This window comes from Stutzerimonas stutzeri, assembly GCF_018138085.1.
GTDB lineage: Bacteria > Pseudomonadota > Gammaproteobacteria > Pseudomonadales > Pseudomonadaceae > Stutzerimonas > Stutzerimonas stutzeri_AI.
Genome location: NZ_CP073105.1, coordinates 1627093 through 1653611 on the forward strand (window position 1 = coordinate 1627093; position 26519 = coordinate 1653611).

Genomic DNA, 26519 nt, shown 5'->3' on the forward strand with positions numbered 1-26519 from the left:
GACGAACTCCGGAACCAAACAGAACCATACGAAAAGTACCCAGCCGTTGCTGTGCTTGTCGGCTGGGCACTGCCTCTTTCATGAGCGGTAATCATCCGTGCCGATGCGCTCGGACCAGGCCGATGAGTTGGCAGCGCAAGGCCCCCATCGAGCCACGAGACACACCTTGTGGCAGGGCGTTTCGTTCGTCGCCTCAGAAGGAAACGCTCATCCCGACCGTGTAGCGGCGTCCGTCCAATACGGTTTCGTAGCTTGCGTAGTCGATCTGCTGATTGAAAACGTTGTACACACCGGCCAGCAGCTTGAGGTTCTGATTGACGTCGTAGGTGCCGCCGACATCGACCAGGGTGTAGGCGGGTGTGCTCTCGGCCATGCTGGTACGCGACAGGTATTCGGACGTTTCGCTGCGGTAATTGAGCCGTGCCCAACTGCCCAGACGGTCGCTTGCCTGCCAGTCCAGCGTGGTGTTGAACATGTGCTTGGGCATCTGATTCAGCGGTTCGCCACGGAAGTCGCCGCTGCGCTGTTCCGATTCGGTGTAGGTGTAGTTGGCGGCCAGCGAAACGCTCGCGGTGATGTCCCAGTCGAAGGTGGCTTCGACACCGCGCATGCGCGCCTCATCGACGTTCACCCGGTCACTGATGAAGCGGTACGCCTCGCCGTTGACCACGCACTGGCCCGAGGCATTGCCGGTGGTATCTGTGCAGCGGCGAAGCTCGGTGATCTTGTCCTTGAAGTCGGTGTTGAACAGTGTCACGCCGGCCGAGACACCGTTCAGGCCGTCCCAGAGCACACCGATTTCCTGGCTCAGGCTTTCCTCAGGCTTGAGCGAGGAGTTACCGACGATCACCGCGGGATCGCCTCGGCCGCCACCGGTGATCTGGCCCCAGTTGTCCACCGCGGCGCGGATGTCAGGCGAGCGGTACCCGCTGGAAACCCCACCTTTGACCGTCCATTGCTCCGTTGCCTGCCACACGCCGTAGACGCGCGGAGACCAGTGGGTGCCGTAGTTTTCATCGCGATCCATGCGCAGGCCGGTGGTCAGCGCGAAGCTGTCGGTCAGGCTCCACTCGTCTTCGGCGAAAAGCGCCCAGGACCAGCGCGTCAGGCGGGTAAGGTCCTCGGCGCCGGCCAGTTGGTTGCCCTTGTCAGACAGGTCCTCGTACTTGTATTGCCCACCGAGGGTGGCTACGTGGTCGCCTAGAAAGAGAGAGCTTTGCGTATTGAAGACGCTGTTTTCCAACTCCATTTCGCGCCCCGGGTTCTCGATCCGCTCCTGCTGCAGATAGGTTTCCGATTGGCCGGAATCCCAGCGGCCGGTGTGGCTGATGGAGTAGTGCGTGCGGTCGTAATCCGACAGCGAATCGCTGTTACCGGTGCCGGAGCGGTTCAGGCTGGCGTTGCGTTCCTGCTCGGTCTTGCCCACTTCCAGCACGAGGTCATTGGCCTCGTTGGGTGTGAACGACAACTTCGCCGTTGCGCTGTCGGCCTTCTGCTGATTGAACCCGCTAGGGATGTCGTCTTCGTCTCGGCGAGACGTCTGGCCGTAGACCTGCAGCCCGAGCAGGCCGTCGACCAAGGGCCCGGAAAGGTAGCCGTTGATGCTGTGGTAATCGCCGGAATCGGAACGGTCCTGGAAGGTTTTTTCAGTCCGTATGCCGCCATGCCAGGTGTCGGCCACCTTGCGCGTGATGATATTGATCACGCCGCCCATGGCATCGGAGCCATACAGCGAGGACATCGGGCCACGCACGACCTCGATGCGCTCGATGGCTTCCAGCGGCGGCGTCCAGCCTTGCTCGATGCCGGGGCCGTCGCTGTTGGGGCGCGTCGCGCGCGATTCCATGCGTTTGCCGTCGATGAGGATGAGGGTGTACTTGGATGCCATGCCGCGAATGCTGATGTCGCTGGAGCTGGCGCCGCCGGTGATCACGACGCCCGGGATGTCACGCAGGGCATCGGTGACGTCGCGATAGGATTTCTTTTCCAGCTGCTCTCTCGTGACCACGGAGATGGAGGCGGGGGCCTCCTTGATCTGCTGCTGAAAGCCCGACGCGGTCACGACGACGTTCGATAACTCGACCGGCTCTGCGGCGCTGACCGGCGTGCTCGCCCAGGTTGCTGCAGCAATCGCACAAACCAGCGGACGTCGATTGAAAGTCACCATGTACTGCCGTCTCCCTGAGAAACCCACATTGTCTGCGGCCGATACTCACCGCATGCCACGCGCACCGAGTGGCGCTACGTGGCTGGTAATGCTAAGTATTCTCATTTGAGAGTAAAGCGCATTTACAATCTATACACTTTGCAGGCGTATGGTCATTCGCAGGCCGGTATCGCCGTTTTCGGCCCAGAGGGTGCCGCCTTGCATCCGCACCATCCCGCGAGCGATCGCCAGGCCCAGGCCAAAGCCATCGCCGCCGGGGCGGGCGGCGTTGAGTCTCGCGAATGGCAGGAAGATCACCGGCAACCGATCCGTTGGCACGCCCGGCCCCTGATCCTCGATACACAGCCGCCAGTGGTTCGCGTCGCGGTCGGCGGACAGGCACACCGTCCCCTGAGCCGGGGAGTGGCGAATGGCATTGCGCAGAATGTTTTCCATGGCCTGCGCCAGTGCGTTGAGGTTGCCCATTACCTGGCAATCTTCCGGGATTTGTGCGCGGATGCGCTCGCGCGGCCAGCCGGCTTCGAAGCAGGCGTTTTCGCTGATTACGTCCCAGAGCGCCGCGACGTCCACCGGCTCGCATTCGAAGCGGGGTTGTTCACTGTCCAGCCAGGCGAACTCGAGGGTGCTGTCGACCAGTTGCTGCATGCGGGTGATCTCGCGGTCGGTCCGGCTGCGCAGCTCCTCGGCACCAAGCTCGCTCTCACAGGCCACGCGCAGGCGGCTGAGTGGGGTGCGCAGCTCATGGGAAAGGTCACGCAGCAGCTGCTGTTGCTGGCTGATCGAATCGCGCAGGCGCTGGGTGAGGTACGCCAGCGAGCGGCCCAGCTCGCCTAGTTCATCGTGGCGCCGGGCGATGGCGGGCGGCAACAGCGAGTCGAGGCGGTAGCCGCGTAGCGCGTTGGCCTGTCGGCGCAAGCTGTCCAATGGGGACACCAGCAGGCGATAGAGCAACCAGCAGAACAGCACGGACAGCAGCACCGGTGGTAAATACACCCCGCTGGCCCTGAGCAACGCATAGTGGCGCCACGGACGGAAGCGTTCCGGTAGCCGCATGACCAGCCGGGCGCCGCTGTCAGCGATCGGGATGGATATCAGCGGCAGGCCTTCATAGCGACGGCTCATGGGCCATTCGTAGTGCCGCACGAACGTGAGCGTCTGGCGCTCCTCAGCCGTCAGTGTCTGGCCTCCGAGGGGTTGTAACTGCTCATCGACCACGACCAGCCAGCCCGGCTCGCGCTGGTGCATGTCCGCGAGCCATCGGGCCAGCGCCTGCGGACCGGCTTGCAAGGCGGCCTGGGCCTCGTCGGCATAGCCGGCGAGCACCTCGTGGGCCTCTGGCGACAGATAGGAGCTGGTCCGGTCGATATGGCGGCCGACGTAGCCGCCAGCCCAGATCATTGCCAGGCAGAAGCCGGCGACCAGCACCACCAGGCGCCAGAACAGTGAGTGACGATTGGGCATCAACCGGCCTGCAGGTCCAGCACGTAGCCCTTGCCCCACACCGATTCCAGGCGCAAGGCCGCCACCTGTTCGCGCGCCAGTTTGCGGCGGATGTTGCTGATGTGCATGTCCAGGCTGCGATCATGCTGTGAATAGCCGCGGCGCAGCGCCTGCTGGTAAAGAAACGGCTTGCTCAGCACCTCGCCAGCGGTGTCGTGCAGCACCTTCATTAGCCGGTATTCGGTGGCGGTCAGGCCGACCCAGCGCCCCTCGTAGCGCAGATCGCAGCGCTGGTCTTCGAAGCGTATCGCGTCGTTGTCGGCCGCCGGCGGTGCGCTGCGCTCATAGGCCACCCGGCGCAGAATGGCGGCGATGCGTACCTGCAGTTCCTCGATGCTGAAGGGCTTGGGCAGGTAGTCGTCGGCACCGCTGTCGAAGCCCTGAATGCGATGCGCCTCGTTGCCCAGCGCCGACATCATCAGCACTGGTGTGCGGCGCTGCGCCCGCAACCGGGTCAGCAGCTCCATGCCGCTGAGTTCCGGCAGCATGACATCCAGCAGGATCAGGTCGTAGGTCGTATTGCGCGCCAGTGCCAGGCCGGTGGGGCCGTCGCCGGCGAGCGTCACGTCGAAACCGCGGTTTTCCAGGGATGTTTTCAGGTGCGGCCCGAGGATAGGGTCATCCTCGATAGCCAGAAGCCGCTGAGCTGCGCAAGTTGCCAATGGAGGGCTCCGCTGCAAATAAGAACTATTATAGATTGGATGTGCCGCCCCACGGCAAGCGGGCGCGACCGGTAGCGTTTTGCCGCACGGGCTCGACTTCCGGGGCACGCTGGGTGCATCTTCAGCGTCCCGCCAACCTGTTGCTGGAGATTCCCCGTGCGCCTGCTTTCGTCTTCGTTGTTTCTGATGGCACTGCTCGGTGGCGGTCGCCTTGCGTTCGCTGCCGATGTGGGAGGGGAGGCGCAACTGATCGACTCGATCAATGCCTATCGCAGCGAGGTGCAGCGCTGCGGCAACCGCGCCAGCGAAGAGCTGACACCGCTTCAGTCCGACTCACGTCTGGTGCTGCCGGCAACCGGCGCTGGCGATCTGCAGGGCGCGCTGGCCCGTGCCGGTTACCCGATGGTCAACGTGCAGGCCATCAGCCTGTCCGGTCCGCGCGATGCGGCGGCCGCCATGCAGGCGCTGCGTGAAAGCTTCTGCCGTGTGGTCCTCGACCCGCAATACGCCGATATCGGCGTCAGCCGCGCCGGACGCGATTGGCGTATCGTGCTGGCACGCCCACTGATCGGCGGCTACCTGAAGGACTCCCAGACCGAAGGCCAGAGGCTGCTCGAAGAGGTCAACCGGGTCCGCGCAACCGCGCACCAGTGTGCGGGCAAGGCCTTTGCCGCCGCACCGCCCTTGAGCTGGAACGCGACGCTCGCCAGCCTCGCCGAAAGCCATAGCCGGGCTATGGCCAACGGCAACTTCTTCGGCCACCTCGACCGTGAAGGACGCACGCCAGGCGACCGGGCGGAGCTAGCCGGATATCCCGGTGCCCCGGTCGGCCAGAATATTGCCGCCGCGCTGGATCGGCCGCGGCAGATCGTCGAAGGCTGGCTGGCAAGCCCGGGTCATTGCACCAACCTGATGAATCCGCGGTTCAGCGAACTGGGCGCCGCCTATGCGGTGGATCCGCAGAGCGATGCGGGAATTTACTGGGTGGGCATGTTTGGCGGGCAATAAGAGGCAAGGCGGTAACCGAGAGCAGGCCCGCGCTATCCGTCGCGTCGGGCTTCAGTCAGCTCAGTCCGAGCAGGCCATCCTTGGCGCCTTGGCCTTCATGCGAGGCAATGACTCAATCAGATCAGGTCCTTGCTTGCCGCCGCTTCCAGATTGCTCTTCGTGAGTTCGGTCAATAGCCCATCAGCCGACTCGTTGAACGGCAAGGCGAAGATCAGGAACAGGTGCATCCAGGTCGTCAGCTTTTCCTTTTTCTCTACCCGGCCCAGCTTGTTGCCGTCACCGTCGCGAAACATCATGTCCATGGTCAGGGTGTTGTCGAACGTACCTGGAACGAGGAAGAAGGTGGCACCGGTAATCACTGCCAGACCGAGGTTGCCGGTTTCCTGATTGCGCAAGGTGACCGTGACATAGAGATCCGATGGTTCCTGTTGCGTGCTGACCCGGGAAAAACGTCCGCTATCTGTAAACGATTGCTTGATAAGGTTTTCGAGATTGGCAATGTTGGGATTGCTCGCCGTGGGCGTGCCGTTCACCGAGTACTCGGTCTGTACCTTGATATACGCGCTCGGCTTTGTATGCGCAGACTCGGCGAGTGGCCATTGTTCGACCTCAGGCAAGGTGTTGTGCGAGTAGGTCATGCAACCCTGCAGTGTCAGCGAGGCGGCAAGCGTGAGGAGGGCTATCAGTGCTTTCATGTTCGGCGTCCTTGTCAGTGTGCGAGCTGCTGGGTGGCGTCTGTTAGCAGCTGTTCGACCAGTTCGGTCAGCTGCCGCGAGCCCAACGACCCGTTGAAGTAGTCGTAGTCCCACAGACCGGTGTTCTGGTTTCGCACCAACGTTTTCTTAGAAATCGCCACCTGCTTTCCGGCCGCATCAATAATCTGCAGTTCTGCGGCGAGATCATATTTGTCCACATATATAGGGCCGTTGACCCAGATCCATACGGTCAGCGTGAGCAGTGCGCCTGGAAAATAGCCGGGGTGCGGCGTGCGCTTGCCTTTGAGAGATGTGAAGTTGAATTGCAGCTGGACGTCTCTGTCGTCCAGTTTGGTGGGAAAGCTGATCATGCGCTCGAAGTACTCGCCGCGCTCGACATGTTGGGCGATCTGCGCAGTCAAGGCGTTGCTGATGTTCTTGCGCTGGGTCTCGTTCAGACGTGTATCGGAAACTTCCACGTCCTTGATCATCGCGCCGGCAGGCACCGAGTGTTCTACAACGTGCGAAGGCAGACCGATCGGTCCGGACGGGGTGAAGGAGACGCAGCCTGTCAGCGCCAGGCCCATCAGGGCGGCGGCTAGGTATTTCAAATTGATCATGAGACATCCTTGGATTCTTGCAGAAAGCGTTGGCTTGCCGTGGATGGTCGTCGGCGCTCTCTGTGGAGTGATACTTTCGCCATCCTTGGGCGCGCCGGAGTTTAGCGTCATATTGCCATCACGGGCGACGCAGCTCTCCGTCTGCGGTACTGGTTCACATTGTTGCGCCCAAGCGCCGACGTACGGTCTAGAGCGACTGGCGCGGTTCAGGCTGGTGATTTTTGTACTGGCTACAACGAGAGTTCGTTCATTTGCCAGCGCTACTGGCGCTGTTGGCGAACATTGGTGCAGCTCGCCGTTCCAATGAGCGACCACTCCGGTCTTTCCACCGATCGTGATGAGGACCTCTGACATAACCGATCCAAAAGATCCGCTCAAGGACGGCCTGACGCCGCCGGATTATGACGAATACGGCGATGCGCCCGAGTCGGGCGAGAATGCCGAGCCGAAAAAGGAAGGCGATCCCAGCAGCGAACCGAATCCGGGGGAAAGCCCGCTGGGGTAGGTTCGCAACAAGATCCCAGCCGTATTTCTCGCGTGAAGGGAAGGCAACTCGCTGGACAATCCCTCGCTCGCGGCCTACAAAGGCGCGCGTTGAGTTCAGGGTAGAGACGGCACGCTCCCGGAGCGTGCCCAATTAGCGAGAGGCAGTGGAACCGTGAGAAAGAAGAAACCCATAGACCCCGTTCGCCAGGCTGAAAAGAACCGGGCGCACCGGATCGGCTGGATGATTGCCCTGGCCGGGATCGTGGTGGGGTTCGTGCTGGTGCTGGCCAAACAGCCCTGAACGGGCGAGCCGCTCGTCTGGGCTGCATCGTTCCGGGCCTGTACCGGTATCGCGACGGGTAGCTGTGCCTACTCGCCGATCCGCGATGCCATGAGAATGGGCCGGTCCCTCAGCGCCGAGCCTTGCCATGCATATCGCCATTCTGACCTTCGACGGGTTCAATGAACTGGATTCGATCATTGCGCTTGGCATCCTGAACCGCGTCAGGCAGCCGGGATGGCGCGTCTCGCTGGCGTCGCCGAGTGAAACGGTGACGTCCATGAACGGCGTGAGACTGCACCGCCAAGCGTCTCTGGATGAGATCGATTCATTCGATGCGGTGCTGGTCGGCAGTGGTATCAAGACTCGCGAGATCGCCGAGGATGCAAGCGTGATGCAGATCCTGGCGCGGCTCGATGCCGAGCGGCAGCTGATCGGCGCACAGTGTTCCGGCACGCTGATCCTGGCGAAACTGGGACTGCTGAACGGCGTGCCCGGCTGCACAGACCTCACCACCCGACCCTGGGTACAGGAAGCCGGCATCGAGGTGCTCGAGCAGCCCTTCTTTGCGCGAGGCAACCTGGCCACCGCCGGTGGCTGCCTGGCTTCCATCTACCTTGCTGCCTGGACCCTGGCGCGCCTGGTGGGACGCGATGCGACAGCCGAGGCGTTGCACTACGTCGCTCCGGTAGGGGAGAAGGCGGATTACGTCGAGCGGGCGTTGAACAATATCCAGCCTTATCTGCCCTAGCGCCGAACGACCCGCCGCGTGGCCTTCACAGCGGTTGCGCGGTATGGTGCGAGCCGACCTCGCCACTGATCGAAAGCCCCGCCATGAGAACCGACAGCCGCCTTTCCCGCATGCTCCACGTCCTGCTGCACATGGCGCGTGACGAACGCCCGGCCACCTCCGAGCAAATCGCGCAGATGCTAGGGACCAACGCGGCGGTCGTGCGGCGCACCATGACGGGCCTGAGGCAAGCCGGTTATGTGCGCGCCGACAAAGGCTACAACGGAGGCTGGAGCCTGTCGGTCGATCTGCAGCAGGTCACGCTTCTGGACATCTTCCACGCAGTCGGCGGCCCGCGCATTTTCGCCATCGGCCCGGACCGCGAAAACCCCGATTGCCTGGTCGAGCGAGTGGTCAACTCGGCGCTCGAAGACGCCTTCCAACAAGCTGAAGCCTTGTTGCTGCAGCGGCTGGGTTCGCTGACCCTGGCCGACCTGTCGAACCAGTTCAACGCGCTGTACAGCACCTGCCAGGCAATGCCCGCCACCTATAAGCCTCACTGATCAACGTGTCTGAAGCCTTACCGGAAGGCACTTCCTTTTCGTGCGATTATTAGTGTAACTTTAAAAGATACATAAATATCCGAAGAGGTGAGAGCCATGTTCTACGACGTGATCATTATCGGCGGGAGCTACGCGGGATTGTCGGCGGGACTTCCGTTGGCGCGAGCCCGCCGACGGGTGCTGGTGATCGATGCAGGCCTGCGGCGTAACCGTTTTGCTGCGGCGTCCCATGGTTTTCTGACTCAGGATGGCACTTCCCCGGATGAAATTGCCGCCGAAGGCCGCGCGCAACTGATGAACTACGACACCGTCGATTGGCTACATGCCGAAGTAACCCGCGTCGAGCGCGACGAGCAGGGCTTTCGTCTGACCGATGCACGCGGAAACGAACACCGGGCACGGCTGTTGATCCTGGCCAACGGCATCGTCGATGAGCTGCCTGCGATTCCGGGGCTGGCCGAGCGGTGGGGCAAACAGGTTTTCCATTGTCCGTACTGCCACGGCTACGAACTCGACCAAGGCCGGATCGGCGTACTGGCGACATCGCCGCTCTCTATGCATCAGGCGTTGATGCTGCCGGACTGGGGCAGCACGACATTGCTGCTCAACGAGGCGTTCGAACCCTCCGCTGAGGAGCTGGCACAACTCCAAGCGCGAGGTGTTGCGCTGGAGCGCACCCGGGTTATCCAGCTAAAAGAAGGCGAGCCGATGAACGCGGAGCTGGCCGATGGCCGCCAGTTGCCATTCGAGGGCATCTTCCTCGCCCCGCGTATGCGCGTCTCGGCGCTGGTCGGGCAGCTGGGTTGTGCAATGGAAGAGGGTCCGCTCGGCCCCTTCATCAAGACCGACCCCATCCAGGCGACATCGACTCCCGGCGTATTCGCCTGCGGCGATGCGGCGCGGGCCGCGGGCTCGGTACCCTTGGCGGTAGGCGATGGCGCGATGGCCGGTGTGGCGGCGCATCGGGCGCTGATGTTCGGGATCTGAGGGGTAACGTCGCAGGGGCGGGAGGGAAGCGCGAGTCGTGTTCCAAGACTCTCCGGACCCGCCCCTGAGTAATCAGCAGTCGCCGGAGGCGTTCCCACGCCATGCATGGGAACGCTCGACTGCGTGATGATCAGGCGAAGACGAAATACTTGCGGACGGTATCGACGACTTCCCAAGTGCCTGTCATACCCGGCTCGACTACGAAGATGTCGCCGGCTTTGAGGTGGATGGGTTCCATGCCGTCCGGCGTGATGATGCAGTAGCCTTCCTGGAAATGGCAGTACTCCCATTTGACGTATTCCACCCGCCATTTGCCGGGCGTGCAGATCCAGGTACCCATGATCTTGCTGCCGTCATCCGAGGTGTAGGCATTGAGGTTGACGGTATGCGGATCGCCTTCGATTCGCTCCCATTTGCAGGCATCGACGACGGGCATGGGCTGGGTATCGCGCAGTACGGTGATCGGGGGATTGGCCATGGGCGCTCCTGGTGAGGCGTAAAGGTCACCCACCATAGAGCGGCGTTACGCTGGCCAGATGTCTGGGTTCGACACCCGGATACTCATCTGCGCTGTGCGCGGTGGGGAAATTCGCACCGCGCAGTGAGTATTTGCCACGAAGCTTCGCTTGGCTTCGATCTAGTGAGCGATGCGCGTTGCCCTAAACGCGAAAGCGGCTGACCATCGCCTGCAACTCACCGCCAAGGCGAGCCAGTTCGACACTCGATGCCGCGGTCTCGTCACTGGCCGTGGCGGTCTGCTCGGAAATGTCGCGCACGTTGATCACGCTGCGGCTGATCTCTTCGGCAACGGCGCCTTGCTCTTCGGCAGCGGCGGCGATCTGCTGGTTCATCGCCTGGATGTTCGAGACCTTGGCGGTGATATCGTTGAGCGCCAGGCCAGCTTTGCGCGTGAGTTCGACGCTGCTTTCGGTCAGGTTGTGGCTGTTCTGCATGGCAGCGGCCACCTGTTGCGTGCCCTGTTGCAGGCCGGCAACCAGCTGTTCGATCTCTTCGGTCGATTTCTGCGTGCGCTGAGCCAGGCCGCGCACCTCGTCGGCCACCACCGCGAAGCCACGTCCCGCTTCACCGGCACGTGCAGCCTCGATCGCCGCATTGAGGGCCAGCAGGTTGGTTTGCTCGGCTACCGTCTTGATCACGTCCATGACGCTGCCGATTCGGTTGCTTTCGGACTCCAGCTTGGCCATGGCCTCGGTGGAACGCAGCATTTCCTCGGACAAGCGCTCGATCTGGGTGACCGCCTCGGATACCACGGCATCGCCCGCACGTGCCTCGCGGTCCGCGTCACTGGCCGCTTGCGACGCATCCTCGGCATTGCGCGCAACCTCCTGCACCGTGGCGGACATCTCGTGCATCGCCGTAGCGACCTGGTCTGTCTCGATCTTCTGACCGTTCATGCCGACGCTGGTCTGCTCGGTAATGGCCGACAGTTGCTCGGCGGCGCTGGCCATCTGCGTAACGCTGTCGCGGATACCGCTGATGAGCTCCCGCAAGGTCGCCGCCATGCCCATCACGCCCTGCTGCAGCGCACCCATTTCATCCTGGCGCTCGATGCGGCGTTGGTCGGTCAGATCGCCCGCGGCGATATTCCGCACGACCGCCAGCGTATCCGCCAGAGGTTGGGTGATTTGCCGGGTGATCAGCCAGGCGGCCAGCATGCCGATAAGCAACGCCAGCACCGCAACGGTGACCTGGGTAATCCGAGCCTGGCTGGTGTCCTGATCAAGTCTGGCGTTCTGGTCCTGCGTCAGGGCGAGGCCGAGACGGCTGATTTCCTCCGTCTGACTCGCCATTTCCTGGCGTGCCGCTGCGATCGCCTCGGTCTGGGCGACGACCGCTTTGAGCGCGACCAGATACCCGTCGAGCGCCTGCTCGGTGATAGCCACCTGAGCGGAAAATTCTTCTCCGAGCACAGCTTTCAGGCGCGCGGCCGATTGCCGGGCCTGGGCAATCTGCTGCTCGACCTTGGCAGCGACCTCGATGGTGGGGGTCGTGTTGTAGCCACGCATCTGGTAGCGCACCAACTGCCAGTTCATGCGCAGTTCGGAGATCGCCTTGAGCCCCGCGTAGCGGTTTTCGGCGTCGGCAGGCATCCGCTCCACCGTTTTACCCATAGTGTCGATGGGCTCGCTGGCGAGCGTGGCATGCGTGCCCATGTCCGCTCGGGCGGCAGTGCCGGCAGCATAGGCGTCGCGCATCTTCTGCAGCGCCGCGCGATAGCCCTGGATCTGCTCGCCTTGCTTGCGCAGGCGCGCCACGTTCTCGGGGCCGGAGAAGTTTGGTGAGATCTCCGCGAGCCGCCCTGCGAACCTGTCCAGCGCCGCATTCACGGCCTCGGCTGATTTCTCGTCGCCGTTGTCGAGCATGTATTGCAGGCGCGCCGCTCTCAGCTCGCCCAGCGACTCGTTCAGCGAAGCGATCTGCGCCATCAGGGCGCCGCGGTGTGTCACGCTGCCCAAGCTGTGCCAGCCATAGACGGCCAGCGCGGCCGTGAGCAAAAGCACCGAGCCGAAGCCGATCGCCAGCTTGCGGGTCATGCTGATATCGGCAAACCAGTTCTTCATTAGGTGTTTCCTCCTGTCCATAAGTGGGTTCCGGCGCCGATAGGTCCTGGCATTGCCCTGTGCGCAGAGGGCAGGGTGTACCCGGTGCCGAGCACCGGGCTATCGCGGGTGGGTCAGTAGACGAACGTCAGCAGCGCGTTGAAGATCAGGGCGGCGACGAAGCCCAGAGGCGCGGCGCGGAACAGCAACTGCGGGAACAGCGAGGTGCGGCTCTGCTCCGTGGGACAGGAACCCAGGATCAGGCTGCCACCGGAGGAGAACGGCGAGATCGAGGTGGCCTGTGCACCGACGACGATGGCGATGAACAGGAACATCGGATCGAGTCCCAGCGCCGTGGCGATCGGCGGCACCATGGGGAACAGCGCCGGTGTGACGACCCCGAGCGTACTGGAGAACAGCGACATGAACGCCGCCACCACGCCGAAGACGATCGGCACCATGATCGGAGGGATGCTGTTGCCCATCCACGATGCCAGCAGGTCGATGGTGCCGGCCTTGATGGCGACCGAAATCAGCATGCCCACGCCGCAGATCATGATCAGCGTGGCCCAGGGCACCGAGGCCATGGCCTTGCGCTCGTCGCCCAGCTTCAGCAGCAGGGCGATGACCGAAAACAGGCTGGCGATCAGGCCGATGTCCATCTTCGAATTGATGAACGTGACGGTCGAGTTATCGGGCAGGGCAATGTGCGCGATCGGCGCCGCCAGCACGATGGCCATCATCGTCAGCGTCAGCCACAGCGTCGTCTTCTGCTCGCGGTTCAGCGGCGTCGGCTCGGCCGCAACATAGCCCGACGCTTTCATCGCCTTGCCATGCCCGGTCAGGAACACCAGCACGGAAATCACCAGCAGCGGGATCACCAGCGTACTGACGAAGATGCCCGCCGCGTTGATGAAAGCGTCGTTTTCCGGGATGCCGGCGTTGACCATCAAGCCGCGGAAGATGATGCCGCTCTGGCTGGAAACGAAGTTGGCCCCGCTCAAGGCGCCGTAGTTCACCGCCATCCCGCCAGCGATCAGGCTCATGCCCGTACGCTCGCAAAGCAGCAGGGTGATCGGCGCCATGAACGCCAGCACCGTGTAATAACCGGCGCCCATCGCGGAGATCACCGTCGCGGTGAAGAACACCGCGAACGGCAACAGCTGCGGCACCGATCGGCAGTGATAGATCAGATGCTCGGCCAGCTTCTCCAGGGTGCCGTTGACCGTGGCGAAACTGTAGAACAGGCAGACCGAGAAGATGATGAAGAAGATCTTCAATGGCCACATGCTGATGACCTCGGACGGGCTGAGGCCCATACCGAAACAACCGATCAGGTAGGCGAAGGCGATGGCGAACAGACCGATGTTGATCTTGGTCTTGTAGCCAAGGGCGACGGCGACAACGATTGCCGCGACCACGAGCAGGCTCATCATGATGAAAGTCCTATTGTTGTTATGAACGTTTAGCGGGAAACGCCGAAGCCGAACAGCTTCGCCGGGTTATCCATCAGCACCTGGGCGCGCTCGCCCGCGTCCGGCAGCAGTGCCTCGATGAAGGCGACCTGCCGGTCGTAGTCGGTGTGATCTTCGAACTGGGTGTTGGGCCAATCGCTGCCCCAGAGGAATCGCTCGATGCCGCCGCTGGCCTCACGCGCCTGTGCCAGTACTCGCGAGGCTTCGGCCAGCCCTGAATGGCTGCGGTAGGGCGCCGACAACTTGAGCCATACGCGCTCCTCTGCGAGCAACTCGAGAAAGGCCTGGTGGCTGGGCTTCTGGACATCGATGCCACCATTCGGCAGGCCGAAGTGATCGATGACCACCCGGACGCCGCACGCCAGGATCGATGCCGCAACCAACGCCACGTCGTCAATGCCGCGCTGGATTTCGACCTGCCAGCCACGCGACGCCAGCCGCTTGAACAGGGCCTGCCAGACGGGGCCGCTGTAGTCGGTCAATGACTTGCCGATGAGATTCAGGCGAATGCCCACCACACCGGCCTCGGCCAATTCGTCCAGCTGCGCCTCGCTGATCTGTGCATCGACCACCGCGACGCCGCGCAGGCGCTGCGGATAGCGACGGAGCGCATCGAGCATGAACTGGTTGTCGGTGCCGAGAAAACTCGGCTGGATCAGCACGCCGTGCGACAGCCCGTTGCGATCGAGGTGCTCGAGGTACTGCTCCACCTGCGCATCGTAATGCGGGCTGTAACGGCGGTCCGGCGCCATCGGCAGATCCTGGTGGAAAATGTGAGCGTGGGTGTCCACGCCGGTGAGGGCGGGCGGTTGAAGGCCGGTCATAAGCAAAATAACCCTGTCGATTTGTTGTTGTGACGCGCGTCTTCGGGCGCCGAGGTCAGGTCGCGAAACGCAAGCCGAAGCCCGTTGTCATACCTTCGTACTGACAACTAGTCATATATATGAATAGTTGACCATATATGCAGCGGTGGATATCTGTCAATCGACGGGTCAGTGGTAGAGTGATTGTGCTAACAACAGGACCGATACAAAGATGAATGCCTCGACACTCGGATACGACGAGCGCTTGCCGCTCTATCAACGTCTGCGGGAAGAAATGCTGGCCAAGATCGCGGCGGGCGAGTGGACGCCCGGTGCACCCATTCCGACCGAAGCGGAACTGACCAAGCTCTATGGCGTGGCCATTGGCACGGTGCGCAAAGCAGTGGATACGCTGGTCAACGAAGGCTTGCTGTTGCGCAGCCAGGGGCGCGGTACTTTTGTGCGCCGCCCCAACTTCGATGCCTCACTGGCGCGATTTTTCCGGCAGGTCAACGCCAGCGGCGGGCGCGAAATCCCCACCAGCCGAATCTTGTCCAAGACGCTGCAAAAGCCGTCGCAGCGAGTCGCGACGGCACTCGAGTTGGAAGAGGGCGAGCAGGTCGTGCACATGGAGCGCTTGCGCATGATTGAAGGCCGCACCCTGTTTCACGAGGACATCTGGCTGCCTGCCACGCGCTTTGGTGCGCTGTTGGAGATCGATTCCGAACAGTTTGGCGAATTGCTCTATCCGTTTTACGAGCAACAGTGCGGGCAATGCATCGCCTCGGCCAAGGAAACCCTTACCGTCGGCGCTGCCGACCGCGCCATGGCGAAAACCCTGTCGATCGACGAGGGCGCGCCGGTCGTCACCATCGAGCGCACGGCCCTGGGCTACGACCGGTCTGCACTGGAATACCGTATCTCCCGCGCGGCGGCCGAGGGATTTCGCTATCAGATCGATATTTCCTGAGGCGAGCTCAGGCAAGTCGGGCTAACGGTCTATGCGGCTTGCCAGCCCCGCTTCATCGTCTTGGCGATGCAATCGACCCGCAACCCTGATCGCACACCTTGGGTGCTAGACCTGAGCGCCAACCGCCGCCTTATCGATCACTGACCAAACGTGCCGAATCTTTCCATCGTGGAATTCGTAGAACACGTTCTCGCTGAAGGCGACCCTCTTTCCATTGACCGGAAAGCCGAACAGCATGCCTGCCGGCGTGCAGTCGAACAGCAGCCGACACGCCACATGTGGCGGCTCGACTGTCAGCAGGGCGATATCGAAATGCAGATCCGGGATCGTCCGGAAGTCTTCCTCGAGCATCCTGCGATAACCCACCAGCCCGACTCGCTGACCGTTGTACTGCACCTCGTCATCGACGAAACGGTCCAGCTCCGGCCAGTTCTGATCATTCAAGCAGGCGATATAGCCGCGGTAGCGATCGGTGAGCTCGGCGCCGGTCATGGTTGTCCTCCAGGTTGCACGTGAGTCAGCCATACAGGCTAGTGCCAAGCCCATAACCGCCAACGGGCTGGGTCTCGAAGCGCTCGCCGAAACCGCTAATGAGCGGCTTGCCGCGTGAAATGGCTTGCTGAACCGAGGGCAATGACAAGGAAGCCTGATGGCTGTGTTGGTTGTCCCACACCTCGGTCACCCAGATGGCATCAGGATCAGTGGGGTCTTGCGCTACCACATAGCTAAGGCAACCCAGCATGCCGCTGATACCCTCAATGAGAATGGAGGCCAGCGCGTCACGCTGACCTGACACAACGTTAATCTTTGCAATCAGACCGTACATGGTTGTGGTGTCTTCGCTGATGAACGAACGATTGAGCCTAGCAGAGCCGCCGCATCGGTCGGGGCCGTAGGGTGGAAAACGGCGAAGCCTTTTCCACGCGTTATTTCCAGCCCATATCGTTGCTATAGCGTTGGCCACGCGAGCCGACGGTCGCGCTGTACAGACGTGGCGTTGCAGCTCGCCACGTCTGGCTCGGACCTGCCAATCAATCGTTCCTGACCAGTCGCTCGACCGCGCGACGGGCCAATGGCGTGACCACCAGCACCGCAGGAAAGGCGAACAGCCAGGCGGCCAGCCATGCGCTGATCCAGAGCTCGAAAAAGCCGGGCACCGGGCCCGTCGCACGCAGCGTCGAGATGCCGGACACCATCAGCGACATGAACCCGGAAAGCAGCAGGGCGAACAGCAGCGGGGCGTATCGACGGGCGATCATGAGCGTGCCTCCCGCTTCGCGGCGAATGGTGGCTGGCCATGCAGGCGCAGCAGGGTCTCGGCGAAGTGTTGGCCGAACATCCGCGCTGTCTTGATATCGCCCGGCGCGAAGGCATCGGACGCCGACTGCTTGTCAGCCTGTGCCATCAGCCCGGACCAGGAGCCCAGGCGATTGGCAGCCTCCTCATAAGGCACGCCCTGATGCTGCTCAGGGAGGATCGGGTTGCCCACCCAGAGCATCCCGTGCTGCATGCAGAAGGTGAACATCGACAACAATGTCGACTGTTTGTCTCCGGCCGGTAGCGAGGATACGGTGAAGCCGGCGGCCAGCTTGCCGCGTAGTTGTTGCGTGCGCCACAGCGGCCCGGTGGCATCCATGAACGCCTTGACCGGCGCGGATACGCCACCCAGATAAGTCGGCGAGCCGAGGATATAACCGTCGAACGGCAGCACTGTGTTGGGCGCTGAGACAAGCGCCCCGGCCTCGAGCAGCTGCGCTTCGATGCCGGGCACCTGGCCGATACCTTCGATGATCATTCGGGCGATGTGCGCGGTGTGTCCATGGGCGCTGTGGTAGATGACTGCGATCTGTGTCATGGCGTGCTCTCCAACTGCTTTTCGTGGGTAAGAAGTGGCTCGTTCATTTCAGCCAGCCGTCGAGCGCGACGGCGGACAGGTACAGGCCGAGTCCGAACACGCCATGATTGGCCAAACTGCGCAGGCAATTCTTCAGCGGCGTGGGCGTCCGGCGCGCGGCGAAGCCGGAGCCCATGGCGGGCTGGATAAGGAACAGGGGGACAATGACGGTGGCGAGCCCCATCGTCAGTGCCGGCAACAGGGTCGGTTCGACGGCCCATGCGCTGCCTTGAAGGGCGAGCAGCAGCGCGGCGAAGGCGATACCGGTGGCGTAGTGCAACAGCCAGCCGAGAGCCAGTTCGCCTCTGATGGGATGCGATCTGGCGATCGCCGCATGCCTAAGCTGACCGCGCAGCAAATGGCCGCCCCAGCGCCCAATGAAAGCGAAGTTGAGTGTCGTCACACCCAGACGGTTGAGGACCATCAACCACAGGTCCATGACCGCGGTGGCGCCGATACCGAGGCCGCAGGCCAGAATGAGTGAGTGCGTCAGTGATGTCATGAAAGCCTCCCGCTGATTGACCGATTGGTGTTTCGGCGCGACTCTACGAGTTCAAGTGAACTTGAGGTCAAGGGGCTTGCTCATGGATATTTCAGACGTGGCCAGGCGTTCCGGCGTACCAGCGTCGGCGCTGCGCTTCTACGAAGAAAAGGGGTTGATCGCCTCGCTCGGCCGCCCGGGCGAACGGCGCCGTTTCGCGCCGCAGGTGCTCGATCAGCTGGCGTTGATCGCGCTCGGCCAGTCGGCCGGTTTCACGCTCGAGGAAATTCGCGCGATGTTCGCGCCGAACGGCAAACCCAACATCGACCGCTCCATGCTGGCGGCCAAGGCCGATGAACTGGACGCTACCATCAGGCGCCTTCGCGCCATGAGCAAAGGCCTGCGCCACGCCGCCGCCTGCCCTGCACCCAGCCATGCCGAATGCCCCACCTTCCAGTGTTTACTCGGCGCGGCGGTGCCGGGAACCCGCAAGCGCGGGCGCGCCATGCGCGCCCGTCATCCGGAGAAATGATCACATAAGTTCACGGCAGCCAAGCGTTAATCACGGCTTGCCCTGTCGCACGCTCATCTGTACGTCACCGGCGCCGCCCTGCGTGCTCTCATGGTGATAGTTATTCGCATATACGAGCGATTCAGGTTCAACCTATAATCCGCGACGTTTTCTTTGAGGCGGCCTGTTCATGGGCGTTCTTGAATTCCTTCATTACGTCGTGATCGCACCGGTCGTCGACCAGTTCACCAAGATCTTCGATCTCAACGGCCGCATCGGCGTGCTGTTTCTATGCCTTTCATACGCCGTGGCCTACGGCCTGTTTCGCTACCGCAAACAGCACGGGCTGACCGATGCGGGCTCGTTCTGGCAGTTCATTGGCGGCAATGCTGTGCACTGGCATCCCTCGGCACTGCTGGACTATCGCTACTACCTGATGCGTGGCGTTCTCAAAGTGGTGCTGGTGATCCCCATCGTCGGACTGGTAGATCCGCATATCCTGCGTTCAGCGGATTACATGGGCTTCTTCACCAACCTCTGGGGCGCACGGCCGCAGCTCGGGCAGACGCTGTGGCTGTCATTGCTGTACGGGCTGGGCGTTTTCCTGATCAGCGACTTCACCCACTACTGGGTACACCGTGCGTTTCATTGCCGCTGGCTGTGGGCGTTTCACAAGGTCCATCACTCCGCGCCGGTGATGGTGCCGGTGACGGCCAGCCGCGTGCATGTTCTGGAAAAGGTCGTCGGCAAACTGGTCGACGTCATTTTTCTCGGTGCCTATGCTGGGGCGTTCTGGTACGCCTGTGGCGGGGAGATCAGCCGCTACACCCTGTTCGGCGTGACCTACCTGGTATTCATCTTCAACGCACTGGCGTCCAACTTGCGCCACAGCCATGTCTGGCTGTCATTTGGGCCGCGGCTCGAGCACGTGCTCAACAGCCCTGCGCAGCACCAGATCCACCACAGCGATGCGCCGAGGCACTTCCACAAGAACTTCGGCACCAACCTGTCCATCTGGGACTGGATGTTCGGCACGCTCTACGTCACCACGTCCAAGCCGGAAGAGATCCGCTTCGGCACCGCCGAGCAGGATTCGCACCGCTACCTGACGCTCTACAGCCTGATCGTCACGCCGTTCGTGGATATCGCCCGCCAGTCATGGCCGGCCAAGCGACCGCTGACGCCCCGGGGGAGGGCGCCCGAAGCGTGACGGCAGTGCTCATGAGCCCTTCGTTGCGGCTCCGAATTGCGGGCCGGAGCGGGTGTTGTTGCCCTTGGCCAATCGGTCGTAAAGCACAACGTTCACCGTCGCCGCGAGGTTCATGCAGCCGTTGGTGGGGATGTAGACCACGTCTTCGCACCAGTCGCGGATCTCCTTGCTGAGCGAGCCGTCTTCGGCGCCGAAGATGTACAGCGCGCGATCCGGATGCGTGTATTCGGGAAGGGCGCGCGCACCCTCGACCAGCTCCACGGCGACTGGCACGCAACCGAGCGGCAGGATCTTGCGCAGGTCATCGATGTTGATCAGCGGAATGTCCTGATGGACCTTCTTGGTGTCGGTGATGAAATCCTTGGCGCGGTCGTAGCGGGTGCCGGTGTAGAACACCGAGGCGGCGCCATAGCAGCCCGCCGCACGCATGATCGCCCCCACGTTGGAGGGCGATTTCGGGTTGCTCAGGCCGATGCAGGCATATCGTTTGTTGCTCACAAGGGAGGACTCGTGCGGAAAACGCGCGAGTATACGGGACAGCCCAGTCGTGGGTGGTTCGGGAGTACCGGCTCCGATCAGGGGATGAGTTTGCTGGCGCGCAACGCCGAGAACACATTGAAGAACGCCTCGTCACTCGCCTGGTAATCCACGAAGCCTAGCTTTCGGCTCTTCGACATGTCCGTCACGACCTCGATGGGCCGCCCCAGATCGGCATCGGTGTGCCAGGGCGAGATGAGTTTGCCGATGTCCGCTTCGGCCAGGCCGAACTGCTTCGAGATGTCTTTCCAGACATCCGCGTCGCCCGCCATCTGCTGCTCCAGCGGCGCAGGGCCGTCGAACGGAGCCGCCTCGATGCCGAACCACTCGGCAATGCGCGACCACATCCATTGCCAGCGGAACACGTCACCATTAACGATATTGAACGCCTGATTGGCGGCCGCCGGCGTGGTCGAGGCCCAGCGCAAATGCTTGGCGAGCTGGCCTGCATCGGTCATGTCGGTCAGGCTGTTCCACTGAACTTCCGAGCCCGGAAAGCGGAATGGTCTACCGGTGAAGCGGCAGATCGAAGCGTATACAGCCAGCGTGGTCGCCATATTCATTGCGTTGCCGACCGCGACACCGGTGATGGTATGAGGCCGGTGGACGCTCCAGGTGAAGCCGTCACGCTCTGCCGCTGCAAATACCTCATCTTCCTGGGCGTAATAGAAATTTTCGACGTCCAGACGACCCTGCTCCTCACGAAACGGCGTTTGTGGCAGCGAGCCCTTGCCGTAGGCTTCGAACGGGCCGAGGTAATGCTTGAGGCCGGTGACCAGCGCTACATGGCGTACCGAGCCGGCAGGGCGGACCGCTTCGAGCACGTTGCGGACCATCTGCGCGTTGACGCGGATATTCTCCGCCTCGCTGGCCTGGCGCGCCCAGGTAGTCAGGAAGACGTGGGTGGGCGCGACGGTGCTCAGCTGCGATGCCAGCGTCGACGGGTCCAACAGGTCCGCGCTGATCGGCGTCACGCCCGCTTCGGCATTCGGCCGCCGCGCCAGTCCGGCAACCGCCCAGCCTTCTTTGGCCAGCAGGCGCGACACCGCGCTGCCAACGATTCCACTCGCGCCGACCACCAGTGCTTGATTTGTCATGTTCAGACCCCCACAAAACGAAACAGGCTTGCACCTTACCCACTCGAAAATTCCGATCCAAGTCGGCACCAAATGGTAACCATCCCCCATGCAACCGGGCTCTGACGAAGAACAATGGCGCGAAGACTGTGCGCCGCGGCGCGTGCTCGAGATCTTCTCGACCAAGTGGACCAGCATGATTCTGCACACGCTGCATGCGCGGCACGACGGCATCGCCCGCAGTGGCGCGCTGCATCGAAGCCTGCCGGGTATCTCCAAGAAGATGCTGGTGCAGACACTGCGCGAACTGGAGTCGAGCGGGCTGATCGAGCGACATACGCTCGATACGGTACCGCCCGCGGTGAGCTATGCGCTTTCGCCTCTGGGCAAGCTCATGGTCCAGCCCATCGAGATGATCTACGAGTGGGCGAGGCAGAACTCAGCCGCCCTCGATCAGCTGCAGCCGAGGCCGACGTCCCGCAGGCGTGGGTAGCTTCGGTAAAACTGCACCGGCTAGGAACAGCTGAGACCCGATCTTGAGAACGACTACCCGGAGAACCGCTCATGTCACTGCCGTTACTGCTCCGTAGTGCTCTCGCCCTGGCGGCGTCAGCCGTCTATATCGACCATCGCAGCCGCAAGAGCGAGGAAGATCATCCGCCGACAGGCCGCTTCGTGGAAGTGGACGGCGTGCGGCTGCACTACATCGAGAAAGGGCGGGGCCGGCCGCTGGTGATGTTGCACGGCAACAGCTCCATGGCCGCCGATTTCGAGCTCAGCGGGCTGGTGGACATGGCGGCAGCACGGTATCGGGTCATCGTGTTCGATCGCCCTGGCTACGGTTACAGCGAGCGACCAGAAGACCGATGCTGGACGGCGACCGAACAGGCCCGTCTTTTCAGTCAGACCTTTGCGGCAGTCGGGGCTGAGCGGCCGCTAGTGCTTGGGCATTCCTGGGGCGCCATGGTGGCCGTTGCCCTTGGGCTGGATTTCCCAGAGGCCATAGCCGGGTTGGTGCTGGAGTCCGGCTACTACTACCCGAGTGTTCCGCTGGCGTTGCCACCGTCAATTCCCGTCATTGGCAACGTGCTGCGCTACAGCGTTTCGCCGCTGGTAGGCCGAGCCCTGTGGCCGGTTCTCCTCCGGCGAGTATTCGCTCCGGCCCCTGTGCCAGAGCAGTTCCAAAACTTTCCGATCTGGCTGGCGCTGCGCCCCTCGCAGCTTCAGGCGAGCCTGGCGGAACTGGCCCTGACCAACGCAGTGGCCGAGGCACTGGGCAAGCGTTATGGGCAGCTGGCGGTACCGACGCTGATCATCGCCGGACGCGGAGATCGGCTGGTAAACACCGAACCCCATTCGGTGCGCTTGCACGCCGAGGTGCCCCACACCGAGCTACGTATCATCGACGGCCAAGGCCATATGCTGCACCACACGCGGCCGGAGGCGGTCCTCGAGGCGATTGACCGGGTAGCGGAAAAGGTCGATGGGCAGCGCGATGCGTCTTCTGATGAAGGGAAGGGTGTCGCGCCCTGAGCAGGGCCCCCCGCCACTGTGGGGTGGGGACAAGCCATACCAGATCCACCAGCTGAGTGTGCTGGCGTGCTGAGTTCGGCTGGCGTGACGGTTACGGCAGCGAGGCGTCGCTAGTCGAGTATCACGGCGTGGCCTTCAAGCGGATTGATGTTGCCTTTGATCAGCGACTCGGCCAGCGATTGTGCCGCTTCCAGACCGGCATGCTCGTTGACTTGCATCCAGGGCTGCTGCGCATCGCTTACCCGAGCGATAAACGCGAGCTGCGCCTCGTTGAAGCGGCGGGTTACCTCGGCTGCGCCCCAATCGGCGTTGCGTTTCTTGATCTGATAAGGCGCGAAATAGGGCTGTGGCTGAGGACCACTTAGCGCCTGGTCGGGTTCTGCGTAGTCCTGGTTCTGTGCCGATCCGGCATAACAGTCATAGACCAGCGAATCCTTGAAATGCGCGTGGACCTGCTGCCGAAGTGTGGCGCTGCCTGAGAAGTCCACGTAGAGCGTCGGTACGCTCGGGTCAAGCGAGCCGAGCTGATCGTAGCTGAGCGCTTGGCGATAGCAGCCGAGGGTTTGTACGAAGTCGGTATTACCGGAGGAGGTCAGGCCGATCACCTGCACGGCCGGGTTGTCTTGCAGGCAGAACGCCGTGCCGTACGCCGTCTTGCTCGATGCGCTGGACACCACAATCTTCCGCGCACCGAAGAAGGCGTTGTCGTCCAGAAAGTCCGCCAGCATGAACGAGGTGATGAACAACGGACGCAGCAGCATCTGGTAGTTCTCATTCTCGGCTCGATAGGCCGCATCGGTGCCGATGCGTTGGTACTGGTTATAAGCCGATGTTAGCTCCAGTCGATGCTCCGCACCGTCGTAGAAACCGCGTTCGGACACCCGCACCGGCTGCATGACGATGTGGCTGGCGATCGGCCAGAAGCCATAGAAGCGCTCGCTCTTCGCCAGGCCCTCGACGGTGCTTTCAACGACCTCCGCGAATCCCCACGCGGGCATGTGAAACCAGTCAGCATCGCCGCTCGGAAAGAAGTCCCAGTAGCGCAGGTGAGGGGTTTCGCCGAACGCTGCGTAGGTGACGTTGTTCGTCGTCAGGGCCAGTCGGCTGATACGCAGCAGAGCTTCGCCGGCCTTCAGCTCAGGCATCGGCTGGGTCTGAATGCGGGTCTGTTCCATGTCTTTCTTGTTGTTTTGCAACTGGCGGATGACGCTCATCAATGGCACCTTTTGCTTGGTAGTCGAGTACACCGACTCTAGCCTTTCCGTTTTACCGCCGGGTTCGGATTTCATGAGCAAACCATTGCCGAGCGCCAAGCCGCTCAAGCGGCCTACTCAAGCGCGCGCCAAGTTTACCGTGCAGGCGATTTACGACAGTTATGTTCGGATCTGGCAGCGAGATGGCTGGTCTCGCCTGACCACTCGAGCCGTTGCACTGGAAGCTGGCGTGGCCATTGGCACCCTTTATGACTACTTCCCCAGCAAGCAGGCGCTGCATTCGGGATACGTGCGCTATTGCATTGAGCAACTGCTGGAGGCGATCGACGAACACGCAGTAAAGCCGACTGCGATTGCCTGGACCCTGCGCGTCCAGCGCATGGTTCGAACGCTTGCTGGCGTTGATTCCCGTCTGCCCTGGTTTCACCCGGACATGCTCGAACTGGAAACACTGGTTGCCGAGCCCAAGCACCAGCTCCGGGTATACGAGGACCTGTTGGGCGCCTGGCAGCGAGTGATCGACGCGGCGACCGACCTCCCGGTAAAGCCGGACGCCGCAACCCTGGAGGCGCTGCATCTATCGGTCTGGGGTGGGCGCCGCTACGCCATGCTGGTGCAGCTTGAGCCGGCACGTATGGAGGACTGGGCTGGCTGCATGGAGCAGCTATGTCTGCGCACGCTGGAAGGCCCGAGCGGCTCGGCCGGATAGCTGTCAGTAATGACTGAAGGCGGTTAAGAAGTGGCCTGCGGCTCGGCGCGTTATGGACAGCAGGCCTTTTAGGCAGCCGCTCAAGACTACGTCCTCGCACCTGAACCGCATCTCCTCGCTGAGCTAGCCGTTGCGACCATCTTGCCTATACCGCGAAACGCGACGCTCACTGGCAATTGGCCGTCGCTTTTCCGGCTAATGGCGCCATCAGATAGCCCGTAAGCTCAATCGAAGCGCTTTTCGCATCCGGCTCTTTAAAGGCGGGCGGATTTTGGCCGCAGGCTACGTAACGCCCGGATCGCGAAGCGACATTGCCAGCCACCGAGGACGGAAACGTGAATACGACTGCGACGCGTGCTTGTACATGGAAGACGATGGCTCTGGCGGTCTGCCTGGGGCTTGGCTTGAACACCGCAATGGGGGCGCCGAAGCTGGATTTTTCCAGCGAGTACAACGCCGGCTCCATCCACGTCGAAGGGGACAGCTACTTCGTCCAGCAGGTCGAGGAACTGGCTGGCGATGACGTGGACATCACCCTGCACATGGGTGGCAGCCTGGGCTACAAATCGCCCGATCACTTCTACGCCGTGGCGGACAACGCGGTGCAGATCGCCGATACCCTGGCGGCGTTCTTCGGTGGGGTGGACCCGATCCTGCTGCTGTCATCGCTGCCATTCATCGTCGACAACATCGACGAGGCCAAGGCGCTGTACGACATCGCGCGTCCGGAATATGAAAAGGTCTTCGCCAAGAACGATCAGATCCTGCTCTATTCGTCGCCGTGGCCGCCTACCGGGATCTGGGCCAAAAAGCCCATCGTGTCCGCCGAAAGCCTGAAGAACCTGAAAATCCGCACCTTCGACCGCACCGGCACGCAAGTCTTCAAGGAAGCCGGTGCGGCGTCCATCAGCCTGGCCTGGGGCGACGTCGTTCCGCAACTGGCAACGGGCGGCATCGAAGCGGTGTTGACCTCGGCCGACCTCGGCGCGGCTGCCAGCTTCTGGGAGCAGCAGAGCGATTTCAGCGGCGTGCAGTACGCCGTTCCGCTGAACATGGTGCACATGAACAAAGAGGCCTTCGACGAGCTGTCCGAGAAGGCGCAGGCGGCGATCCTCGAGGCGGCCAAACGCACTGAGGCGCGCAATTGGGAGGCGGTGCGCAGCCGCGTCGCGGCCAACTACGAAACGCTCGCCCAGCACAAGGTGGCGATCCACGACCCGATTCCGGCCGACTTCCGCGAATTCCTCGGCAATGCCGCCAAGCCTGCAGTCGCCGAGTGGCTGGAGGACACCGGTGAGCGAGGCCAGCAGGTGATGACCGCGTTCGATGCGTGGAAGGCCAAGCAGTGATCCGGACCCTGGCGCGTCTGTCGAGCGGGCTCAACCGCCTCGGCGCCGGCGTCAGCATGCTGATCATCGTCTATATGCTGGGCCACATCCTCACCGAGGTGGTGCTGCGGCTGTTCAGCCAGTCCACCTACGTGCTCGATGAGTTCATCGGCTACGCCGTGGCCGCGATGATCTTCCTCAGCCTGCCGTATGCGCTGGAGCAGGGCGGATTGATCCGCGTCTCGATCCTGCTCGAGCGTCTGGCGCCGCGTTGGCGCTGGCCGCTGGAGATGGTCGCCACGCTGGGCACGCTGGCGGCATTCGGGCTGGTGGCTGTCATCTGGTTCAAGGGCGTGCAGCGCAGCTATCAGCGCAATCTGATCAGCGACACCATGGCGCAGACGCCGCTGTGGATTCCCGAGTCGGCCGTGCTGGTCGGCCTCTGCATGCTCTGCCTGACTCTGTTGGTGCGCGCACTGGTGATACTGCAACAGCGCGGCGACTATCGCGCCTAAGGAG

The 26519-nt window shown here is 62.4% G+C and carries 31 protein-coding genes; 14 read left to right on the forward strand and 17 right to left on the reverse strand.

Features of this window, described 5'->3' with window-relative positions; all coding sequences use genetic code 11:
- Positions 1-193: 193 nt before the first annotated feature.
- From KCX70_RS07620 to KCX70_RS07630, 3 genes are all read right to left on the reverse strand, one after another.
- Positions 194-2167 (reverse strand): ligand-gated channel protein, encoded by a 1974-nt coding sequence (locus KCX70_RS07620; protein WP_212619774.1) that lies wholly within the window; start codon positions 2165-2167, stop codon positions 194-196.
- 129 nt (positions 2168-2296) lie between these two features.
- Positions 2297-3628: a HAMP domain-containing sensor histidine kinase gene (locus KCX70_RS07625; protein WP_212619775.1), complete on the reverse strand. Its 1332-nt coding sequence runs from the start codon at positions 3626-3628 to the stop codon at positions 2297-2299.
- Positions 3628-4329 (reverse strand): response regulator transcription factor, encoded by a 702-nt coding sequence (locus tag KCX70_RS07630; RefSeq protein WP_212619776.1) that lies wholly within the window; start codon positions 4327-4329, stop codon positions 3628-3630. The genes KCX70_RS07625 and KCX70_RS07630 overlap by 1 nt, the downstream gene beginning before the upstream one ends.
- 156 nt (positions 4330-4485) lie before the next feature.
- On the opposite strand from KCX70_RS07630, the gene KCX70_RS07635 reads away from it, so the two are divergent.
- Positions 4486-5337, forward strand: a complete 852-nt coding sequence (locus KCX70_RS07635; RefSeq protein ID WP_249121714.1) for a CAP domain-containing protein — start codon at positions 4486-4488, stop codon at positions 5335-5337.
- 116 nt (positions 5338-5453) lie between these two features.
- Here the strand turns inward: KCX70_RS07635 and KCX70_RS07640 are convergent, their stop codons facing one another.
- Together KCX70_RS07640 and KCX70_RS07645 are read right to left on the reverse strand one after the other, a co-directional pair.
- On the reverse strand, positions 5454-6032 hold the full coding sequence (locus tag KCX70_RS07640) for a hypothetical protein (RefSeq protein WP_212619777.1): 579 nt from the start codon (positions 6030-6032) through the stop codon (positions 5454-5456).
- A gap of 14 nt (positions 6033-6046) precedes the next feature.
- Positions 6047-6652, reverse strand: a complete 606-nt coding sequence (locus tag KCX70_RS07645; protein ID WP_212619778.1) for a hypothetical protein — start codon at positions 6650-6652, stop codon at positions 6047-6049.
- Between the two features lie 337 nt (positions 6653-6989).
- Between KCX70_RS07645 and KCX70_RS07650 the strand changes: the two genes are divergently transcribed.
- The 5 genes from KCX70_RS07650 (at position 6990) to KCX70_RS07665 (ending at position 9698) form a co-directional block, all read left to right on the forward strand.
- Complete coding sequence (locus KCX70_RS07650) at positions 6990-7157, forward strand: hypothetical protein (RefSeq protein ID WP_212620415.1); 168 nt, start codon at positions 6990-6992, stop codon at positions 7155-7157.
- Positions 7158-7310: 153 nt separating this feature from the next.
- Positions 7311-7439: a hypothetical protein gene (locus KCX70_RS23410; RefSeq protein WP_021207614.1), complete on the forward strand. Its 129-nt coding sequence runs from the start codon at positions 7311-7313 to the stop codon at positions 7437-7439.
- Positions 7440-7566: 127 nt separating this feature from the next.
- Positions 7567-8169 carry a DJ-1/PfpI family protein gene (locus tag KCX70_RS07655; RefSeq protein WP_212619779.1) on the forward strand — a complete coding sequence of 201 codons (603 nt, stop codon included), beginning with the start codon at positions 7567-7569 and terminating at the stop codon, positions 8167-8169.
- Between the two features lie 83 nt (positions 8170-8252).
- Positions 8253-8711 carry an Rrf2 family transcriptional regulator gene (locus tag KCX70_RS07660; RefSeq protein WP_212619780.1) on the forward strand — a complete coding sequence of 153 codons (459 nt, stop codon included), beginning with the start codon at positions 8253-8255 and terminating at the stop codon, positions 8709-8711.
- Positions 8712-8807: 96 nt separating this feature from the next.
- On the forward strand, positions 8808-9698 hold the full coding sequence (locus tag KCX70_RS07665) for an NAD(P)/FAD-dependent oxidoreductase (protein ID WP_212619781.1): 891 nt from the start codon (positions 8808-8810) through the stop codon (positions 9696-9698).
- Positions 9699-9828: 130 nt separating this feature from the next.
- On the opposite strand, the gene KCX70_RS07670 is transcribed toward KCX70_RS07665, so the two are convergent.
- The 4 genes from KCX70_RS07670 to KCX70_RS07685 form a co-directional block, all read right to left on the reverse strand.
- A complete protein-coding gene (locus tag KCX70_RS07670; protein WP_212619782.1) occupies positions 9829-10176 on the reverse strand; it encodes a cupin domain-containing protein in 348 nt (115 codons plus the stop codon).
- Between the two features lie 181 nt (positions 10177-10357).
- Positions 10358-12280, reverse strand: coding sequence for a methyl-accepting chemotaxis protein (locus KCX70_RS07675; RefSeq protein WP_102846212.1), 1923 nt, complete (start codon positions 12278-12280; stop codon positions 10358-10360).
- A 113-nt stretch (positions 12281-12393) separates the two neighbouring features.
- Positions 12394-13695 carry an SLC13 family permease gene (locus KCX70_RS07680; RefSeq protein WP_249121715.1) on the reverse strand — a complete coding sequence of 434 codons (1302 nt, stop codon included), beginning with the start codon at positions 13693-13695 and terminating at the stop codon, positions 12394-12396.
- Between the two features lie 29 nt (positions 13696-13724).
- The gene (locus KCX70_RS07685; RefSeq protein WP_212619783.1) at positions 13725-14558 is read right to left on the reverse strand and encodes an amidohydrolase family protein; all 834 of its coding nucleotides are present in this window, start codon (positions 14556-14558) and stop codon (positions 13725-13727) included.
- A 211-nt stretch (positions 14559-14769) separates the two neighbouring features.
- Between KCX70_RS07685 and KCX70_RS07690 the strand changes: the two genes are divergently transcribed.
- A complete protein-coding gene (locus KCX70_RS07690) occupies positions 14770-15507 on the forward strand; it encodes a GntR family transcriptional regulator (RefSeq protein ID WP_212619784.1) in 738 nt (245 codons plus the stop codon).
- 105 nt (positions 15508-15612) lie between these two features.
- On the opposite strand, the gene KCX70_RS07695 is transcribed toward KCX70_RS07690, so the two are convergent.
- From KCX70_RS07695 to KCX70_RS07715, 5 genes are all read right to left on the reverse strand, one after another.
- Positions 15613-15999 (reverse strand): ester cyclase, encoded by a 387-nt coding sequence (locus KCX70_RS07695; protein ID WP_212619785.1) that lies wholly within the window; start codon positions 15997-15999, stop codon positions 15613-15615.
- A 25-nt stretch (positions 16000-16024) separates the two neighbouring features.
- A complete protein-coding gene (locus KCX70_RS07700) occupies positions 16025-16333 on the reverse strand; it encodes a putative quinol monooxygenase (RefSeq protein ID WP_212619786.1) in 309 nt (102 codons plus the stop codon).
- A gap of 205 nt (positions 16334-16538) precedes the next feature.
- Complete coding sequence (locus tag KCX70_RS07705; RefSeq protein ID WP_212619787.1) at positions 16539-16766, reverse strand: DUF2798 domain-containing protein; 228 nt, start codon at positions 16764-16766, stop codon at positions 16539-16541.
- Positions 16763-17362 (reverse strand): flavodoxin family protein, encoded by a 600-nt coding sequence (locus KCX70_RS07710; RefSeq protein ID WP_212619788.1) that lies wholly within the window; start codon positions 17360-17362, stop codon positions 16763-16765. The genes KCX70_RS07705 and KCX70_RS07710 overlap by 4 nt, the downstream gene beginning before the upstream one ends.
- Before the next feature lie 43 nt (positions 17363-17405).
- Positions 17406-17903, reverse strand: coding sequence for a DUF2938 domain-containing protein (locus KCX70_RS07715; protein WP_212619789.1), 498 nt, complete (start codon positions 17901-17903; stop codon positions 17406-17408).
- 82 nt (positions 17904-17985) lie between these two features.
- On the opposite strand from KCX70_RS07715, the gene KCX70_RS07720 reads away from it, so the two are divergent.
- Together KCX70_RS07720 and KCX70_RS07725 are read left to right on the forward strand one after the other, a co-directional pair.
- Positions 17986-18414, forward strand: a complete 429-nt coding sequence (locus tag KCX70_RS07720) for a helix-turn-helix domain-containing protein (RefSeq protein WP_212619790.1) — start codon at positions 17986-17988, stop codon at positions 18412-18414.
- Between the two features lie 169 nt (positions 18415-18583).
- The gene (locus KCX70_RS07725) at positions 18584-19603 is read left to right on the forward strand and encodes a sterol desaturase family protein (protein ID WP_212619791.1); all 1020 of its coding nucleotides are present in this window, start codon (positions 18584-18586) and stop codon (positions 19601-19603) included.
- 9 nt (positions 19604-19612) lie between these two features.
- On the opposite strand, the gene KCX70_RS07730 is transcribed toward KCX70_RS07725, so the two are convergent.
- Positions 19613-20101 (reverse strand): RNA methyltransferase, encoded by a 489-nt coding sequence (locus tag KCX70_RS07730; protein WP_212619792.1) that lies wholly within the window; start codon positions 20099-20101, stop codon positions 19613-19615.
- A gap of 77 nt (positions 20102-20178) precedes the next feature.
- Entirely contained in the window at positions 20179-21237 is a 1059-nt protein-coding gene (locus KCX70_RS07735) for an SDR family oxidoreductase (RefSeq protein ID WP_212619793.1), read from the reverse strand.
- A gap of 88 nt (positions 21238-21325) precedes the next feature.
- On the opposite strand from KCX70_RS07735, the gene KCX70_RS07740 reads away from it, so the two are divergent.
- Positions 21326-21709 carry a winged helix-turn-helix transcriptional regulator gene (locus KCX70_RS07740; RefSeq protein ID WP_212619794.1) on the forward strand — a complete coding sequence of 128 codons (384 nt, stop codon included), beginning with the start codon at positions 21326-21328 and terminating at the stop codon, positions 21707-21709.
- Positions 21710-21780: 71 nt separating this feature from the next.
- Positions 21781-22749: an alpha/beta fold hydrolase gene (locus tag KCX70_RS07745; RefSeq protein WP_212619795.1), complete on the forward strand. Its 969-nt coding sequence runs from the start codon at positions 21781-21783 to the stop codon at positions 22747-22749.
- Positions 22750-22859: 110 nt separating this feature from the next.
- On the opposite strand, the gene KCX70_RS07750 is transcribed toward KCX70_RS07745, so the two are convergent.
- Complete coding sequence (locus KCX70_RS07750) at positions 22860-23963, reverse strand: DUF2855 family protein (protein ID WP_212619796.1); 1104 nt, start codon at positions 23961-23963, stop codon at positions 22860-22862.
- Between the two features lie 73 nt (positions 23964-24036).
- On the opposite strand from KCX70_RS07750, the gene KCX70_RS07755 reads away from it, so the two are divergent.
- The 3 genes from KCX70_RS07755 (at position 24037) to KCX70_RS07765 (ending at position 26515) form a co-directional block, all read left to right on the forward strand.
- Positions 24037-24672: a TetR/AcrR family transcriptional regulator gene (locus KCX70_RS07755; RefSeq protein WP_249121716.1), complete on the forward strand. Its 636-nt coding sequence runs from the start codon at positions 24037-24039 to the stop codon at positions 24670-24672.
- A 374-nt stretch (positions 24673-25046) separates the two neighbouring features.
- Complete coding sequence (locus KCX70_RS07760) at positions 25047-26021, forward strand: TRAP transporter substrate-binding protein (RefSeq protein WP_212619797.1); 975 nt, start codon at positions 25047-25049, stop codon at positions 26019-26021.
- Positions 26018-26515, forward strand: coding sequence for a TRAP transporter small permease (locus KCX70_RS07765; protein WP_212619798.1), 498 nt, complete (start codon positions 26018-26020; stop codon positions 26513-26515). Before KCX70_RS07760 ends, KCX70_RS07765 begins: the two co-directional genes overlap by 4 nt.
- Positions 26516-26519 lie beyond the last annotated feature (4 nt).